A 17,667-nucleotide genomic window follows, 5' to 3' on the forward strand; every position below is an offset into this window, starting at 1 on the left:
CCAATATCTTATTACACTCGTCGGCTGGGTGAATAGCATCCTTCTCGGAATCGTCATTGCCGCCGCTGCTGGCGATCATGACATGGAATTATCATCGGGACTTCCGTTTTATCTGCGGTCGAAGCGAATACCCCGAGGCGATTCACGCTGGTCGTGTGAGCGGTGAAAAGCACGATGACATCGCCTCCGTGCTTAACCAAATCCGCGAGAATCGCTGAGCAATCATGATGCAATGGAGCGTATCTGCCTCGATCGTAATAATGGCATTTCAGACGGGGTTAAAGCCAACAGCAGTAGATGGGAGTAATTTGTGAGAGTCAAAAGCGTAGAAAACATACTTATGATACATCGCACATTGCATCCATATCAGCAGTCAGAGCACGAGATAGATATCCGGCTTAAACGTACAATAGCGGTATCATCACTGCTACTCCGGCAATAACTCCCCCTGCGAGTGCACGGTAACCGCTGTGTTCAAGATCAGCACCAGTTTCGAGAGCCTCAGGAATAAATTCGGTGACGACTAAATAGATCATTGCACCCGCAGCAAAGCCAAACCCAAACGGAAGGAATGACTCAGCCCAAGTAACGAACGCAAAGGCAATAACAGCACCAATCGGCTGTGGAAGACTCGAAAATACCGCTGCACCGACCATCCGCCATTTTGAGAGTCCCATCGCTCGCATCGGAATAGCAATTGCAGTCCCCTCAGGAATATTGTGAATTGATATTGCCACCGTCATGAAGACAGCCAATAATGGTATGGCAATACCGAATATACCTATTCCGCCGTCAAACCCGATCTCAGCGAATGAGACACCGATAGCCACACCTTCGGGGAAACTGTGGACGGTCAATATACCGAGAATTAACAATAGCGTTTTTAAATCCCCGTCAGCGAATACTTTGGCTTCCAGGGGGTTATCATCGCGTTCTTGTGATTCGATGTCCGGAGTTGCCTCTGGTCCACCATCAGTACCGATATCCGGAGCGGGGTCGGTTTGTTTATCACCCTCGTCACGAGGATAGCCATCATCTCCATGACCGCTCTCATCAGGACCGGTCGCGTTGATATCAATTCGGCTGAGCACCCGACCTGAGCCCTCAACTAATGCAACCCCAGTCAAAAGACCAGTCAGCATCAATACCGGAAATCCATCACTGGCGTACTGCATCCCCTCATTAATGAGACCGAATAATGACGCTGCGACCATGATTCCGGAGGCAACGCCCCAGAGTCCAACATTCCATCGGTCGCTGAATTCATCTATAAAAAAGAACGGAATCGCCCCCAATCCCGTCGCCAACGCGGTTGCGAGACCGGCAACGAACACAAGCGCGAGATGGGCTAAGACTACCATACTAAATTATATTTGTTCTGGATAAAGAATCTTTTGTATATGCAATCTATTTTTTGGATAGCCTAAAATTTGGAATAGAGAGATCGATCACCATACCGAGGCTAACTCGACCATCGACAAGAAACATATTGAAGAAACACAAGACTGAGCAGGGTAAACATCTCTGTAAAAAGACCGCTCTAAAGATAATTGGATGAAGACTTCATCGGCAGGGTCGCCAAGGTATAGATGCCGATACTTGTTGGTGATAGCCCTGCCGTCGTTAGTGTCAGAATTGTTGCTGACAATGGTTCTGATCCACTCGTGCTGTGTTACGTCCATCACAAAGGTATCGTCCCAACTGCCGTCACCGAGGAACTCCAGGAGATTGGCTTGTATGATAACGCATATGATTATGCATGATCATGCTATATCGTCCTTGATCGAACCGAAACGCTCGATAGACACTCAGTTGTTCTTGATGCCGAGTTTTCCGCTTGACGATGGCGAAAACGCTGCGGTCACCCTCGCGGGTAATCTCGATGCTGTGTTCTTCCTCTGTGACAAGCTCTAACTCATACCTTATTCGGTAATACGCGACTCGTCACGACGTCAGCACTCCTTTTGATGATCGTTCGAACTGAACAGCTATTAATTGTTGATACATACCCGCTCCTCGATACGATTAGTGTAAACCACCGCTTGTTGCTTCTCCCTCGGGTTTGGAGCGTCTCAAAGGACCGACTTCAGCATCACTATCTGATGTGATTAGCGACAGCGTTGAGATCGCGACAGCCGAACTTCGAAGCAACTCAACAATGTCCTCAAGGACTAAAATCGAGACATTATGAGACCGGGTTGGAGACCGGGTTGGAGTCCGAATCCGAATCGGCTATTGAGAATCGGTATTTGTTTTGTCATTACTCTCAGCAATCCCAGAATTATAATCATCGTGATAGTCATATACGTCAACTGCATGCGCTGGTGTGAGCTTCCCAGCATCAAGATCACGTATTATTGCCTCTCTTTCACGATCAGTTGGAGCGCCGTATCCACCACCACCAGGCGTCCGGATGCTGACAATACTCCCCGCAGGTAATGTCCGTGTTAGTTTTTCATCAAGAGTAACTGACTCACCATCTGGGAGGTTGAGAATCGCTGCTCCAGTGTCACCTGGGTTACCACCAGTGAGCCCGTATGGGTGATGATCATGCCGATCAGCAAGTAAACTGAATGTTGCCTCATGATTGCGTATTTGAATATCGCGACGAAGCCCTAATCCACCACGATACTCGCCAGCGCCTCCTGAGTCTGGGCGAAGTGAGTACTGCATCACACGAAGTGGATATGCTATTTCAAGCACTTCCGCAGGTGTGTTTAGTGTATTCGACATATGAACATGGACGCCATCAAGCCCATCCTTTCCGGCACGACCACCAAACCCACCGCCTTGGGTCTCATAAAACGTGTATTGATCTCCATCTCGAGGGTCGGTCCCCCCAAATGTGACATTATTCATTGTTCCCTGTGATCCAGCAATAATCCGCTTAGGCGTCACTTCACCGAAGGCACCAAGCACTACGTCTGTAATTCGCTGAGATGTCTCAAGATTCCCGCCAACAACAGCTGCTGGTGGGTCAGGATTAACAACAGTCCCAGATGGCGTCTCAATAGTGATAGGTCGATAACAACCGTGATTTGGTGGAATATCTGGGTCAGTGAGACAACGAATAGCATAATAGGTTGCTGAGGTCGTCACTGCCTGCACAGCATTAACCGGACCATCTGTCTGTTCAGCTGTTCCAGTAAAGTCAACATGTACCGTATCACCCTCAATGGTTACTGTAACGGTAATCGTAATCGATCTATTCCCAGCCCCATCACTGTCAAGAACATCAGAAAATGAGTATTCGCCATCCGGTAGCGACTCAATCTCAGTGCGCATTCGACGCTCAGAGTAATTCTTGACTGCGTCAGTCGCTGCGAGGAATGTATCAGAGTCATATCGATTGGCAAGCTCTTGAAATCGCCGTCGACCTGTTTCGTTTGCTGCTTTTTGCGCACGAAGGTCTCCCTGTCGTTCATCAGGCGTTCTGACATTCGTTAAGATAAGCTCAAATACATCTGTATTCTGCTCACCAGCTTCAAACAGTTTTACCGGAGGGATTCGAAGCCCTTCCTGATAGATTTCTGTTGAATTTGCAGCGACACTCCCAGCATATGCACCGCCAATGTCGGCATGATGTGCCCGATTCGCTGCAAATCCGATCAGTTCATCACTACTATCAGTATCAGTATCACTGTATATTGGGCTAATAACTGTGAGATCTGGAAGATGAGCACCCCCTGCAAAAGGATCATTAACTGCAATAGCATCACCTGGATTAAGCTCAGATGGTGGGAATCGCTCGATCGCAGCACGAACTGAAAATGGCATTGCGCCAAGGTGTACGGGAATTGTTTCTGCTTGTGCAATCATTTGCGCATCACGGTCAAACAATGCACACGAGCAATCCTGTCGCTCTTTGATATTTGGAGAATAACTCGTTCGAATAAGCGTTGCATTCATCTCTTCACACACAGCAGCTGCTGCATTGCGTGTTACCTCAAGTGTAATTGGATCAATATTAATGTCAGCATCTGAGTTGGTGTTGTCAGCGCCGGTATCTGTATTGGTATTAGTGTTGGTGTTCATATTTGTCTCTGGATTCATTATTCTCATCTCATATGGCTGTGAGGATGGATATGATGGGAATATCGGATGAGCTCTCTCATACAGTTCATGGATTTATTTCGATGATAACACTTCCATATGTATCGATTTCTGCGGTTTGCTCTGGACGAATAACGGTCGTACTCTGAGCATCATCGATAATTGCCGGACCGGTAAGTGTATTTTCAGGGGGGAGTTGTGACCGGTCATATACGGGTGTTTCGCGCTGTTGACCATCGAACCAGACCGATCGGGTCTCGATAATAGCATCACTCACAGCAGTGTTTGTCTCTGGGGTGGTCACCGTGAGATCTGGCTCAGTAGTACTTCCGCGAGCGCGTGTTCGAACGGTGACGAGTTCAAGCGGTTTTGTTTTATCAGCGTGACCATATCGTCGCTCATGAGCGCTGTGAAATCTCGATTCGATGACTGATAGTGTCTCGGTATCAATCTCCCCAGGTGGGACTGAAATAGATAACTCAAATGATTGCCCGGCATATCGGAGGTCAACTGACCGTTCAAAGCACATCTGGTCGGGTGAGATTCCTTCGGCATCCAATTGTGCACGCCCGTCTGAAATGAACTCTGTGAACATTGTTGATAGCGTCGTTGAAGAAACCACATCCCATGGTCGAACGTGTGAGTTACTGAAATCATATATAGTATCACTGATGAGTAATCCAAGTGCTGATAAGACGCCTGCAGTCTGTGGAATAATGACTCGCGGAATGTCAAGCGTTGAGGCGATTGCAGTCGCATGGAGTGGTCCTGCACCACCAAAGGCAACAAGTCCAAATTCGCGGGGATCATATCCACGCTCAACAGAGACAACCCGAAGTGCCCGTTGCATGCTTGCATTTGCGACATCAATGACACCCTGTGCAGCGGTTTCAATCGATATCCCAAGCGGCGCTGCGAGTTTCGTTTCAAATATCTCACGAATCTGTGCAATATCAACAGCAACATTATCACTGAGGAACGAAGACGGGTCAAGTCGACCCAGTAGAAGATGTGCATCGGTGATTGTTGGGCGATTGCCCCCTTTGCCGTAACTGATTGGACCAGGATCCGAGCCTGCTGACTGCGGTCCGACACGAAGTGCATTGCCTTCATCAACCCATGCAATCGACCCACCGCCAGCCCCGACGGTATGAATATCAATCATCTGTGTATGCACGGGGTACTCACCGACAGTCACATCTCGCGAAATCGTTGGTGTGCCATTGTGGACTAATGAGACATCACACGATGTTCCCCCCATATCCATTGTAATAACATCTGAGATATCACATAATTCAGCGATGTATGTCGCTCCCTGGACGCCCGCTGCTGGTCCGGATAGAAGTGTATTTACTGGGGCATCTCGCGCCACGGTCGCAGTGATAATGCCTCCGTTTGACTGCATGATATTGAGATCTGTTGTGACACCAGCACGCGTTAGCTCTGTTTCAAGATTACCGATATAGCGGTCCATAACCGGTTTTAATGCTGCATTCAGCGCTGTTGTCAATGTGCGCTCGTATTCGCGGATTTCTGGGAGAACATCACTTGATAATGAATAGCTCACATCAACATTATGCTCGGTTAATATCTCCTTGATACGGGTTTCATGGACTTGGTTTTCATACGCGAATAAGAGACTAATCGCAACGCTATCGATATCTGCATTTTTGAGTTTCGCTGCGAGTGTTTCAACCGCATCCTCATCAAGTGGCGTATCGATTGTGCCTTGGGCTGTTACTCGCTCTGGGACAGTGAAACGACGTTGTCGAGGAACGATTGGAGTTGGCTTCTCGGTCTGGAAGTCATAGATATCTGGACGTGCCTGTCGACCAATCGCAAGTGCATCTCGGAATCCATCAGTCGTGATAAGCGCAGTGTCAGCCCACGCTTCCTCTAAGACAGCATTCGTCGCAACAGTCGTCCCATGTGCAACAAATCCAATGTCTGATATTGAAAGCGATATTGACTCGGTTAATTGATTCAGTCCGCCCAGTACGCCACGTTCTTGAGCGTTTGTCGATGGTGTCTTTGTGACAGTTACCGTCCCATTATTAATTACGACGAGATCAGTGAACGTCCCGCCGATATCGATGCCAACCCGCGGCTCAGTGTCTCTTGTCATTACTCATTCTTATGATAATGATGAATAGTATTGAGCTTCGTGTGTGTTATGATTAATCATCCCTTCGTGCGTGCGACTGTCACTATCAGTCGGTGATATACGATTTCGTTATATGACCATGTTGGCATACTCTCTGTCTGGATCATCATAATTCTGGATTTAATCCCCATTCTGATATTTTATCGGGAACGCAACGAACCCGACATTTGATACCTGTGTCACATCTCTGTTTCTGGATGCGTTGTCCCCAATGACCTCATCGAGTATCTGTTTGAGCAGTCGTCGGTATACATCAAAGTAGCAACCGAGTCTCTCGATCACATAGAGGCGGGCGTGAATGACACGATGACGTCCCGAAAATAATGAAATCGCCATCGAGATGACGGGCAGGCAGCGCTATCGATAGTCTCAGACTCATAGTGTACTCGACATTGTCGAACTCTGCTGAATATACCCATCGGTGCTATAGTCATCTCTTTGTGTGAAGTCTGATGCTGGCTTCGGGTGAAAGCACGGTTTCAGAGAATCTTACCTGAAATCTCCAGTAAGAACAAAAGAAACACATTGAAACCAAAGCACTGAGGACGAGGTGCTATCCGACACGGGTACCACACTGCCCAACTCGGTCGAACTGTGAGATACTAGTCATATTGTTGATAAATAATAATCATACCCACAATTGAACGTTCCATCTCTTTTGATTATTCGACGACTGGAATTATTATCAGTCATAGCACTATCTTGTTCTCAGTTTCACCTGTTCTGTTGTTGGCGGACATGATTACTCGTTTCAACATTGATATCAAGCCGATTTGTTCCACGAATCCATGAGAGATATTCCGTTAGTCGCGAGGCTGAACGGAGTGCGTTAATGGTATCATACTCTGATCTGAGCTCATCATTCGTGAACAGTGCGTGAATCTGTTTATGACACGGTCGACACACCATCACGGTTGGACTCTCCGCCCGTTCTTCAGGTCGAAGGTGGTGCTCTTGCACAGCTTGTGGATCCTGTAGACGCTCATCCGGGACGATGCGACGACAGAGTGCACAGGTCGTCGACATACATACAGATAAGATATGCAGGATACAATCAGTGTCGGTCGATAGTGATGAGATACTATATTCAACATATCAATCTCGTCGATAAACTATCCGGACCGACTCACCACATGTGCGGTCCGATTCATAGTGATTAGTGCAAGTCTTTACCGCCGTGGTTATTCGTGTCGGTGATAGGAGCCGCTGAACCCGCGTCATTCGACACCGCCGGTGAAACTATTCGAAGCAATCACTATCAGACAAAACCCTGTCCATGCCGGTTAATTCCTGAGTATGTGCACGCGGTCAGGATCAAGCGAGAGCGTCACATGTCGGGACTCAGGGGCGTGAGTTGGGTCAAACCGAAGTGTTAGTTCGTGACCATCCGGCGTGCGTGCTGTCATCCGCACGTGCTCACCGAGATAAAATCGATCCTCGATTGTCGCCTCGATTGGTCCTTCATCAAGCGTAAACGCCTCTGGGCGAGCAACGACAGTCACACTTCCATTGGGAGCGTTTGCTGGTGCTGTGACGGTTGCATGACCCAAATCAAGCGTTCCATTACGAATTGTTGCATCCAGTCGATTTGAAGTCCCAACAAAGTCTGCAACAAAATTGTTTGCTGGAGCTTCATAGATCTCAGCCGGTGTTCCGACCTGCTCAATATGCCCGTCATTCATTACGGCAATCCGATCACACATCACCATTGCTTCGCTTTGATCATGAGTCACATATAATGAGGTGACATCAATCTCATCGAGTAATGAGCCAATCTCCTGCTGTAATCGCGTTTTAAGTTTAGCGTCTAAGCCAGTCATTGGCTCATCAAGTAACAGAACACGGGGTTCAATTGCTAGCGCTCGAGCGAGACCAACGCGCTGTTGTTGCCCACCTGAGAGTGTTGTTGGGTCACGATTCCCCATCTCACCGATATCGAGTAGCGTGAGTAGCTCTGCTGCCCGTTCAGAACGCTGTTCTTTTGGCATATCTCGCATTTTTAATCCGAATTCAACGTTTTCTTGAACGGTCATATTATTGAACAGCGCATACGATTGAAATACTAATCCGACATTGCGTTGTTCGGGCGGGACGTGTGTCACCTCTTCACCGTCGAATAAGACGCGACCTGCATTTGGTGTTTCAAATCCTGCAACCGTTCGAAGCGTCGTTGTTTTTCCACATCCAGAAGGACCAACGAGCCCAATTGTCTCCCCTGGTTCGACAGTTAATGAGACAGTATCCACAGCGACGGTTTCATCGAATTGTTTCGTAATATTGTCGATTGTAACTTGTTCAGCCATTTATCTGACACCTCCAACTGAGAAGCCGTTTTCACCAACGTAATTCAACAGTGCTGTCACCGCAGCGACAATCACAAAGTAAATTGAGATCGCGGCTGCAGCCCGCAAGAATGGATTATTGGAAATATTCTCGAATAAGAATAATGAGAATGGTCGTGGACCACTAGAGTATACCACATATGAGAAATTAAATTCCGCAGCCGCGAGCGTCCAGCAAATGATTGACCCTGAGATAATGCCTTGTTTTGCTCCTGGAATGATGACGCGTAGAAAGGTGGTTGTCCAGGAGGCTCCAAGCGAACGGGCGCTTTCTTCCATGCTTCGCAGGTCCATCGACTCAAATGATGATTGAACAGCAAGTACCATATATGGAATCTTCAACAGTGAATACCCCAACACAAGTGCAATAACACTTGGAAGGCCAGGATATGTCTTCAGAAAGGCAATACCAAGGATAATTCCGGGAACAATAGGTAATACAGCAAACGTGTTCATCAGCCGTCGACCAGGAAAGTCATATCTGGTGACTGCATATGCAATCGGAACACCAACAAGTAAATTAATAACAACGCCGAGTAGGGCAAGTAATACACTGAATCCTAATGCGACTGGGATTGGTGTCGGGATGCGTATATCAAAGGGAAATGAGACCGTGATGTCTGCAATCCCTGGGAGTTGAAGAATAAATAAAATGTCCGGGGCAACAAATGTCCAGAACCCACCAAGTCCCCGTTGAGCGCCAATGCTTTCAGCACCGATTCCAAGTGCTTGTGCCCAGTTTTGTACGGTAAATCCACCACTTGGAAGGATGCCAGTCCAGTTCTGAAAGAACGATGCAACGAAAGTGATCAATACCGGACCGATAAGAAACCCAACAGTAACAAAAATAAGTACCGTAATCAGCTTTCGACCATAGATTGCAGAAAGTCGACCGAGTTGTCCAGGCTCACGCTCGGGCACTGTACCGGTGATTGCTTGTGTGTTATTTGAATTTGAGTCTGAATCTGGAGTGCTCATTGTGCTACCTCCGCACTCGTGTAGCGGAGACTAAGGAAAGTAAATAATACGGTGAATATAAAGAAGACTCCAGCAAGTGCTGAGGCAATATTTAATTCATATCCAACTTTGACAAGTTGATCAAATCGGAACGTAACAACCGAGAGTGACTTCAGAACTAACACAGTGCCAAAGATGGCAAGTGCCGTCCGAAACGTCAGGATGCATGCACCCACAATGCCTGGACGAATCTGTGGAAGGGTGACATATCGGAATGTTTGCATTGGAGTTGCACCAAGTGCTCTGGCAGCTTCCTCAGCGTCGGTATTGACCTCAGCGTATGTTCCACGCAACAACAACGTTGCCCGAGGGATCATCGAATAAAGATAGCCAAAGAAGAGACCAGTAATAGCAAGTACCGTGCCAGAGGGCTGTCCGGTGAGTTGGATATTCAGCGGCTCTGCCCCAGTCAAAACGGCGAAGAAGTTCGTTAGAAATCCAGTCTGCCCGAAAAGAACGATCATCATAAACGCAGCGACAATCCCAGGGAGACTGATTGGAAACGAAATAAGTGTAATAAGTAAGTCTTTACCTGGGAGTTCATACTTTTCGAGCCCATGTGCAAGTGCAATGCCGAGTATAACGCTTGAGACGGTGGTAATTGCTGAAAACCACAGCGAGTTCCAGATCGTCGCCCCATACACATCATCAACGGCTTCTGTTCCACCTGCGATTGTGCTTGAGAGCTCAGTCCCGATGATTGGAATAAATGCAGCAATCGAGGCAAACAACTGACGATATGGCTCAATTGTCCATCCTTGAGCAGCATACAGAAATTCTTCAGAGACACTGATTCGGAACATCTTCGCAAGTGGGATGAAGGCACCAAATGTCGCGAGGATAAAAAATGGGACCGCCAGTGCAACGATCCGGCGGCGTTTCCGACCGCGTTCAGTGGTTGGAAAAATAACCTGCCCAAGGCGGGTTTCTCGAATGCGGCCAAGTACTGATGATTCATCAAGCGTGGACATTGAATTCAGTAGCCAGTCAGTCCGACACCCTTTCCAATTTCTTGAATAATACTTTCTTGATTCTCGACGAGTTGCCCATAATCAACTTGGAATTGGGTTTCCTCATATCGACTTTGTGCTGGGAACTCCTCTGGCAATTCAAGTTCAGGTGCTCGGATTGGTCGAACGAAAGCATCCAGGAACTTTCGTTGCCCTTCGAGTGAAAGTGTGTAATCCATGAATAATTTACAAGCCGCAGGATTTGGTGCACCTTTGAGCATCGCATACCCATATGGCTGATTGAACGCACCCTTCTCGCCATTAGGACCGGATAACAACGAGACATCAACGTTATCTTCAGCGATAGAGTCAGAGTTATATTTCAGATCAAGACCGGTGTAGTCATACTCAACAAAAGTCTGTATTTCGCCCTTTGTGAATTTCTGCTCGACATTGCCGGCGAACACTGCTCCTTTGCTTTTCACGTCATTGTAATAGTCGATGACAGGTTGCACATCGTCCAGTGAACCACCGTATGCATTGTTGATTGAGATCGCACCAGCAAGTCCAACCGCTGCTTGCGGGGGTTGTATCTGAAGATTGGACGCAATTTCGGGTCGTTTGAGATCCTCCCAAGTCTCTGGAGGCTCAATACCTTGCTCCTCGTAGAGATCTTTTCGATACGTAACCGTTGTAGTCATCCGGCGAGTCGCGGTGACATGACCATCGTCGGTCTTGAGCGTATCTGGCACTTTATCATAATTAGCCGGCTTGTATGGTTGTGTCAATCCGTCGTTTCGCGCAACCACACCAAAGGTGTACCCACCATTCATTGCAGAATGATTTGGATCCTGCGCATTCTGCCGAGCGTGCGAGAGTGCTTCACCTGAGGAGCGCTGATCGTCATTGAGAGCAACTTGATAGTTGTTTTCGAACTCCTGCATGAGTGCGCCCCAGTTTGACCACCCGGTCTGGACAGCATAAACAAACAGTTTATCTGGGAAATCACTCGCAGAAACTGAGGTCTGATAATCACCATACCCGACTTCGAATGATTCAGCATCACCAGACCCAGATCCAGACCCAGACGCAGAACTGGAAGTTGACCCCGAGTCACCACCACCGGAGCACCCGGCAAGCCCAACTGCAGCTGCTGTGCCGAGACCGCTTAGAAGTCGTCGCCGTGTTGGATTCATTCAATTGTATTTCCGAACATCATCTAAAAATGGATTTATAATATTGTTACTGAATAGTACATATGCTATATATCAGTAATCTATTATATTTGTGATGTATAGCGATATATACAATATATAATAATGATACTACAATATCTGACCTTAGAGTAATCTCACCGTATCTGCGGACGACAGACCTGCATCATGTGCTGTGGAGGCTTGATTTGAGATACATATCCTCACAGACATCTACTTGAATAGTATTAATCCTGATACTCAGCAACGTGACTTCGAGTCTACACCCAGTTGATCATCACAATTTGCAGTCTATCTATCTGAGTTACCCAGCACTCGCTGAGGATCTCCGAGAGGATACAGATCTTATTGTTTGAACGCTCAAGATTCCCTCTATGTTCATGTGAACTACCTCAATTTATTCGACTCAACGGCTGACGCCGCTTCGGGGGCGGATTGCCTGTCTTGATAATATGATTTCTATCCATGACCCCTGGCGCCAGAGCAAGCAAAGATATCACCTTGATACGATTTGAACTGTCTCTCCAACAGCAAGCTCGCCATCTCGTTCAGATTCTGGTATTTCGGTTCCGATCATGAGACTGAATAGATTTTCGTCAAGATCGTCTGGATCAACCCACGCCCGAAGAGTTTCGGCTCGCTTTTGCACAAATGTCTCTCGGAATCCATCGTACTCCATACCGGTATGAGGATGACGAGCAGGAACAATACACCGTGGGATTGGCTCAGCGCCGGTTAATCTGACATCTCCAATTTGTAACCGATAATCACTGTCTGTTATCAACCGATCCTCCCAAAACGGTGGAACGTCGCTGACCACAAGATTAGGACGCAAACGTTGTTGCATCTGCTCGGGACAGATCCCATCATACCATGATGCCACTTCATGAATTGTAGCTTCACTGATAACCGTTGGACCAGCCTTCCCATCCGTCGTAAATATAACATTGTCAGTCTGACCTCCTCCTGGTTCGACTGCGAGTATCACATTCAATCCAAAGTACTCTGAGAGCCATGACTCAAGTGCTTCCCGGTCAGTGTCAAGCTGAAATTCATACGTCTGATCCGTCCCATGAACCCGTATTTTGAACCACTGTGAGTCTAAGTCACACGTTGTATGAAGTCGGTGGACAGCCGGCGTACGTTTGCCATGTATATACTTGCCATCAGCATCCTTCATCGCATACGCCCGATCACCGGATAGTCCGCCAATATTGGTTATTGATACCCGATCACGAGTGCTCGGATCAAGTGCTTTGACCGGGTAAGTAAGGATTTGTGAAAGCGTTGGCACTATCTGATACAGTCATATGATCAATATAACCGTTATGTTTAATTAGGGTATATAATTACGTATGATCCGGAAAAGGAATACACCATCATCCGAAGATTGCAGATAATTGATTAAATTGACAAACATCGAGCTGATTTTCAATGCTATCGGTTATTTCATCATAGTGATATTAATACTGTTGACCAATGAAAAGAAGCGGAAAGAAGCGGAAGAAGCATGTACAACACACAATATAGAGGTCGCCGAACAAACACTGTACCCAACGGCTGACTCTTGATACATGAGTGAGAATATCGAATAAACCGACTGTCTTTATTCCCTATACGGGTGGTGTTGATGTGTATCACCAAACTATCTTTAATCAGCGAGAGAATCTCGGCGTTTACCCCGAACGAGAATATCACCCAAGAAGTAGTAGAGAAGGAGTATGAAGAATTTGAGCTCACTGAGTCGATTACTGATCTTGACCCACGGGGAGACCGACCAGCACTGAGTGTCATGGAAGGTGACTGAGAGCAAATAGTTTCAATGGAATGCACATACAATCGATTATATATTATTTGCCTCTCTGACGACATTTGATTCGTCTTGACTCTATCTCAAAGTGAGTAACTCTCGTTCGTTTATTTCCTCGCCACATATCAGGAATACCATCCAGAATAATTAAGATGATCTGACTGTGAGTGAGTAGAGTATGAAACAAATTGACAAGCCACACAATCGTCGAACACTCCTTTCTATGATTATCATCGCAGTCAGTGTAGGTCTTGCAGGGTGTACTGGTCCTGGAGAAAGCGAAGATAGCGGAGATGATGGAGATACTGGAGGCGATAGCGATGAAAGTGAAGATGGGGATGAAGATGGGGGAGGGGGTGGTGGATACAACAACAAAATCAATGAACAGCCGACGATGCATACAAACTGACCTGACCGGGGGCGAAGATAATAAATACAGAACAAAACGCTCGAATCAGTATAGTCAGTTGTCGGATTTCTTCTACTGGTTTGCCTCCGCTCTATGTTATTGAGTGTTCCCCGACCACGGTGGGGCGGCATACTCGATTTGGTATGTATTATAGATGGTACAGGCGCAATCCCACGCCTGTTCACGGCGTGGATACGCGCCGTCATACTGTAGTTTTCAACCGGTTTTGCTGGACAACAGGCGCATTGGCTCTGACGCCGATGTAGCCGAGTGCCCGAAAAGTAGCGGTTCGAGTGTGAGTGTCCGCCCACGCTGGAAACAGGGTGTGCCCTACGTGGGAATCAAACAACGAGTATCGGGCTCTCGTCACCAATACAAGTAACTCCGAGTCCGGTGACAGTGACAGTGATCGAAGCTCCTGTGACACAACCAACACAGAGACTTCGCCTCGGGTGAGGAGAGGAGTACTGGAGGCTTGCCACTCCCTAGAGATTGCCCAGTGACCGGTCACACACCGATTCCAACGGTGTCCTGGCTTGGTATTGGGAGTCTGCAAACCTGAACCTGAAACTCAAACCCAAAGCTGACACTCCCAACCCAGCGAAGCGGCGCGGTGCCGTGGGATTCCTCCCGCCTTTAGACGAAGGGGGATGTCAAATCGTAATCTTATATCGCATATTCTTGTATTAACCCGTCTACCAGGGCATTATTGTTACTTTGCACCAGGCAATAAAAAGAAAGACTCCATTTGCATTGGTCTGAATACGACTGCTCATAGATTGTGTGATGTTATGTTTCTTGAGCAGTCATTTCGGTATCTGTGTTCGGCATGACTCGTGAGAGTCTCATTGCATTTCCAGTGACGGCTGTGGTCATTCCAGCGTCCCCAGCAAGTACGGCAAGCCAAATAGGAACGTATCCAAATGGCACGGCGACTGCGAGCCCGAGTTTAATAATAAGACTTGACCAGATATTTTGTCGAATGATACTGTTCGCATCATTCGCAAGTGCATAGACATATGGAAGCTTTTGAATCTCATCACCCATCAAGGCAATATCAGCTGTTTCTAACGCGGTATCAGTTCCGGCAGCGCCCATTGCAATGCCAACTGTCGCAGTGGCGAGTGCTGGTGCATCATTGATTCCATCACCGACCATCCCAACATCATCATACTCATCAACAAAGCGCTCAATTGCAGTCACTTTCTCTTCAGGAAGCAACTCAGCGTGATATGTATCAATACCAATCTCACGAGCGATTGTGCGAGCAGTCCGCTCGTTATCTCCCGTCAGCATCACGGTTTGAGAGACTCCAAGTTGTTTGAGCTGTTTGATTGTTTCTTCTGCTCGTGGGCGGATCCCATCAGCGACGGCAATGACACCTTCAAGTTCAGTTTCAGTTCCGACGAGAACAACGGTTTTTCCTTCTGTCTGAAGTTGGGGAACAGTCTCCTCGAGAAGATCGATGCAGTCATTCCGGGTGCACATTTGATGAGCGGTCTGTGTGATGTCTCCTCCATCAGTTGTTGCATGAACATGTGAGAGATCAAACCCTAGTTCCTCAAACAGTCCTGGCTTGCCAGCAAAATGAGGAGTTCCATCGAGGCTTGCCCGTACGCCTTTTCCGGTGATATTCTCGAACTCCTCAATCTCACGTGTAACTGTCTGTGCACTCCCAGCCTTGGCGACAATTGCCTCGCCGATGGGGTGCTCACTTCGTTGTTCAAGTCCTCGTGCACACCGGAGGACATCTTCCGTTGAGTTTTGATTCAGCGGGATAATATCAGTAACTGTCAGTTCACCTGTGGTAAGCGTTCCTGTCTTGTCAAAGGCAACGATGTCGACAGCTCCCATCGCTTCAAGATGATTCCCACCTTTGATCAGAACGCCGTTTTTTGCAGCACTGGTAATTCCTGATACAACAGACACGGGTGTTGATATAACGAATGCACAAGGGCATGCTAACACTAGTAATGTTAATCCATAGACGATGGCTGTGGACCAGCTCGTCGTGAGGATATATGGGCTTGCTATCGTTGTGAGGATGGCGAAAGCAACAACGACCGGTGTATAATATGATGAAAAGCGTTCGACAAACTGTTCACGCTCGGTCTTATTCGATTGTGCATCCTCGACCATTTCGACGATGCGCGAAAGCGTATTATCACTTGCCTTTGAGGTAACCTCAAGTTCAATATATCCCTCTTCATTAATCGTGCCGGCATACACGGTATCTCCTATCGTTTTATCGACAGGAACGCTTTCACCTGTAATCGGTGCTTGATTGATTGCGCTTTTCCCCTCAATGATCTTCCCGTCCATTGGGATCTTCTCACCTGGCTTTACGATGACAATATCCCCAACAGTGACTTCATCAAGTGGAACTGTCTCGGTCGTATTGTTTTGTTTAATTATCGCCTCATCTGGTGAGAGATTTATCAATTCTCGGAGTGAATCTCGAGTGCGATCGATTGAATATCGCTCTAATAGTTCAGCAATACTGAAGAGAAACGCAAGAGTGGCAGCCTCGAAATAGAGTGCTTGATCAAATACAAAACTCGCGGTGACCGCTCCCAGGATAGCCATGGACATCAAAAAATCAATATCAAGACTCAGATTGCGTGCCGAATAATATCCGTTGCGAATGATTTCTTGACCACCAGAAATGACAGCCGCAAGAAAGAGTATGTCAGTGAAAGCTATTCCTGTATCTAATATGGTTGCAATCTCCGCGCTCTGTCCAGTTACGACAAATTCAAACAGCAACCCAACGCCGACGAACCCACCACTGATCCATGTTTTGAGTGCCCGAGAGCTTGTCCAGATACGCTCACGCTCATCGGGTGTTTCCTGCTGTGCTGATTCGGTGTGTGAGTGACCTGTCGTCTCGTATCCAGCATCCTCGATTACATCGATGACATCAGCGTCACTGATATTGAAAGAATCGTAACTAACGATAACAGTTCCAGTTGTCGGCTGTGTATCATACCCAGTAATGTCGTCAGTATTATCAAGCGCATTCTCAACTTTACTTGCACACGAAGGACAGTCCATTCCTGGGACTGTGAACTCTGATGTCGTCTCACCTGCATTCTTGACGCTGTATCCTGCCTTTTGAATCTGATTGGCTATCTCATTGAGCGTAACTTGGTCGGTATCGTATGATACTGTGAGCACTCCTGTTGTTACCTGTGAGTCAATATCTCGAATTGCATCCAATTGTTCGACGCTGGTAATCACCTTTTGTGCGCAGGACGGACAGTCCATCTCTGGGATTGAAAACTGTGTGACGTCAGTATCAGTCGTCGACTGAGAGACATCATCTGTGTGTTGTGTGTTGTATTGAGTAGTCTCAGAAGCATGATCCGGTGGTTCACCAGTATCACCGGTCTGATCTGAGTCAGGCGTATTCATTGGTATATAGTAATTGCCACATACTTATTAAATCGACTGCTATGTAAGAGCTATTTTATGATACGTTGCAACAAGAGTATCATGCTGAGTTATTAACATCACAGACACAACCTCATATGACACCGAATGACGCATCACCCAACGACACTCGTCCACGGTAATACTAAACTTGGAGATATGTGTTAGTTCATGATCATCAGATCGTGTGACATCGACAGCCCTGCGTCTCAAAAGATGTCCTGTCAGACGATTCGAAAACAGATGGAGCATTGAAACTGCATGCAAGGATACTTC

Annotated in this window: 13 protein-coding genes; 3 read left to right on the forward strand and 10 right to left on the reverse strand. The window is 47.2% G+C overall.

Annotated elements, in window-relative coordinates; genetic code table 11:
- Window positions 1-398: 398 nt before the first annotated feature.
- Complete coding sequence (locus HQRW_RS06610; RefSeq protein WP_014555977.1) at window positions 399-1,361, reverse strand: ZIP family metal transporter; 963 nt, start codon at window positions 1,359-1,361, stop codon at window positions 399-401.
- Between the two features lie 228 nt (window positions 1,362-1,589).
- Between HQRW_RS06610 and HQRW_RS15825 the strand changes: the two genes are divergently transcribed.
- On the forward strand, window positions 1,590-1,763 hold the full coding sequence (locus tag HQRW_RS15825) for a hypothetical protein (protein ID WP_158307739.1): 174 nt from the start codon (window positions 1,590-1,592) through the stop codon (window positions 1,761-1,763).
- Window positions 1,764-2,232: 469 nt separating this feature from the next.
- On the opposite strand, the gene HQRW_RS06615 is transcribed toward HQRW_RS15825, so the two are convergent.
- The 8 genes from HQRW_RS06615 to HQRW_RS06655 form a co-directional block, all read right to left on the reverse strand.
- Window positions 2,233-4,062, reverse strand: a complete 1,830-nt coding sequence (locus HQRW_RS06615; RefSeq protein WP_014555979.1) for a hydantoinase B/oxoprolinase family protein — start codon at window positions 4,060-4,062, stop codon at window positions 2,233-2,235.
- Window positions 4,063-4,120: 58 nt separating this feature from the next.
- Window positions 4,121-6,178 carry a hydantoinase/oxoprolinase family protein gene (locus tag HQRW_RS06620; RefSeq protein WP_014555980.1) on the reverse strand — a complete coding sequence of 686 codons (2,058 nt, stop codon included), beginning with the start codon at window positions 6,176-6,178 and terminating at the stop codon, window positions 4,121-4,123.
- 753 nt (window positions 6,179-6,931) lie between these two features.
- Window positions 6,932-7,243, reverse strand: a complete 312-nt coding sequence (locus HQRW_RS06630; RefSeq protein WP_014555981.1) for a hypothetical protein — start codon at window positions 7,241-7,243, stop codon at window positions 6,932-6,934.
- Window positions 7,244-7,500: 257 nt separating this feature from the next.
- Window positions 7,501-8,520 carry an ABC transporter ATP-binding protein gene (locus HQRW_RS06635; RefSeq protein ID WP_011571502.1) on the reverse strand — a complete coding sequence of 340 codons (1,020 nt, stop codon included), beginning with the start codon at window positions 8,518-8,520 and terminating at the stop codon, window positions 7,501-7,503.
- Window positions 8,521-9,537, reverse strand: coding sequence for an ABC transporter permease (locus tag HQRW_RS06640; RefSeq protein ID WP_014555982.1), 1,017 nt, complete (start codon window positions 9,535-9,537; stop codon window positions 8,521-8,523). It abuts the gene before it with no gap.
- Window positions 9,534-10,547 (reverse strand): ABC transporter permease, encoded by a 1,014-nt coding sequence (locus HQRW_RS06645; RefSeq protein WP_014555983.1) that lies wholly within the window; start codon window positions 10,545-10,547, stop codon window positions 9,534-9,536. The genes HQRW_RS06640 and HQRW_RS06645 overlap by 4 nt, the downstream gene beginning before the upstream one ends.
- A 5-nt stretch (window positions 10,548-10,552) precedes the next feature.
- Window positions 10,553-11,722 carry an extracellular solute-binding protein gene (locus HQRW_RS06650; protein WP_011571505.1) on the reverse strand — a complete coding sequence of 390 codons (1,170 nt, stop codon included), beginning with the start codon at window positions 11,720-11,722 and terminating at the stop codon, window positions 10,553-10,555.
- Between the two features lie 514 nt (window positions 11,723-12,236).
- The gene (locus HQRW_RS06655; protein ID WP_014555984.1) at window positions 12,237-13,034 is read right to left on the reverse strand and encodes an MOSC domain-containing protein; all 798 of its coding nucleotides are present in this window, start codon (window positions 13,032-13,034) and stop codon (window positions 12,237-12,239) included.
- A gap of 336 nt (window positions 13,035-13,370) precedes the next feature.
- Here HQRW_RS06655 and HQRW_RS16100 point away from each other — a divergent pair, with 336 nt between their 5' ends.
- Together HQRW_RS16100 and HQRW_RS06660 are read left to right on the forward strand one after the other, a co-directional pair.
- Window positions 13,371-13,547: a hypothetical protein gene (locus tag HQRW_RS16100; RefSeq protein WP_011571507.1), complete on the forward strand. Its 177-nt coding sequence runs from the start codon at window positions 13,371-13,373 to the stop codon at window positions 13,545-13,547.
- 181 nt (window positions 13,548-13,728) lie between these two features.
- Complete coding sequence (locus HQRW_RS06660; RefSeq protein WP_011571508.1) at window positions 13,729-13,959, forward strand: hypothetical protein; 231 nt, start codon at window positions 13,729-13,731, stop codon at window positions 13,957-13,959.
- Between the two features lie 789 nt (window positions 13,960-14,748).
- Here the strand turns inward: HQRW_RS06660 and HQRW_RS06665 are convergent.
- A complete protein-coding gene (locus HQRW_RS06665) occupies window positions 14,749-17,373 on the reverse strand; it encodes a heavy metal translocating P-type ATPase (protein WP_014555985.1) in 2,625 nt (874 codons plus the stop codon).
- Between the last annotated feature and the right edge of the window lie 294 nt (window positions 17,374-17,667).

Origin of the sequence: Haloquadratum walsbyi C23, assembly GCF_000237865.1 — an archaeon.
Taxonomy (GTDB): Archaea; Halobacteriota; Halobacteria; order Halobacteriales; family Haloferacaceae; genus Haloquadratum; species Haloquadratum walsbyi.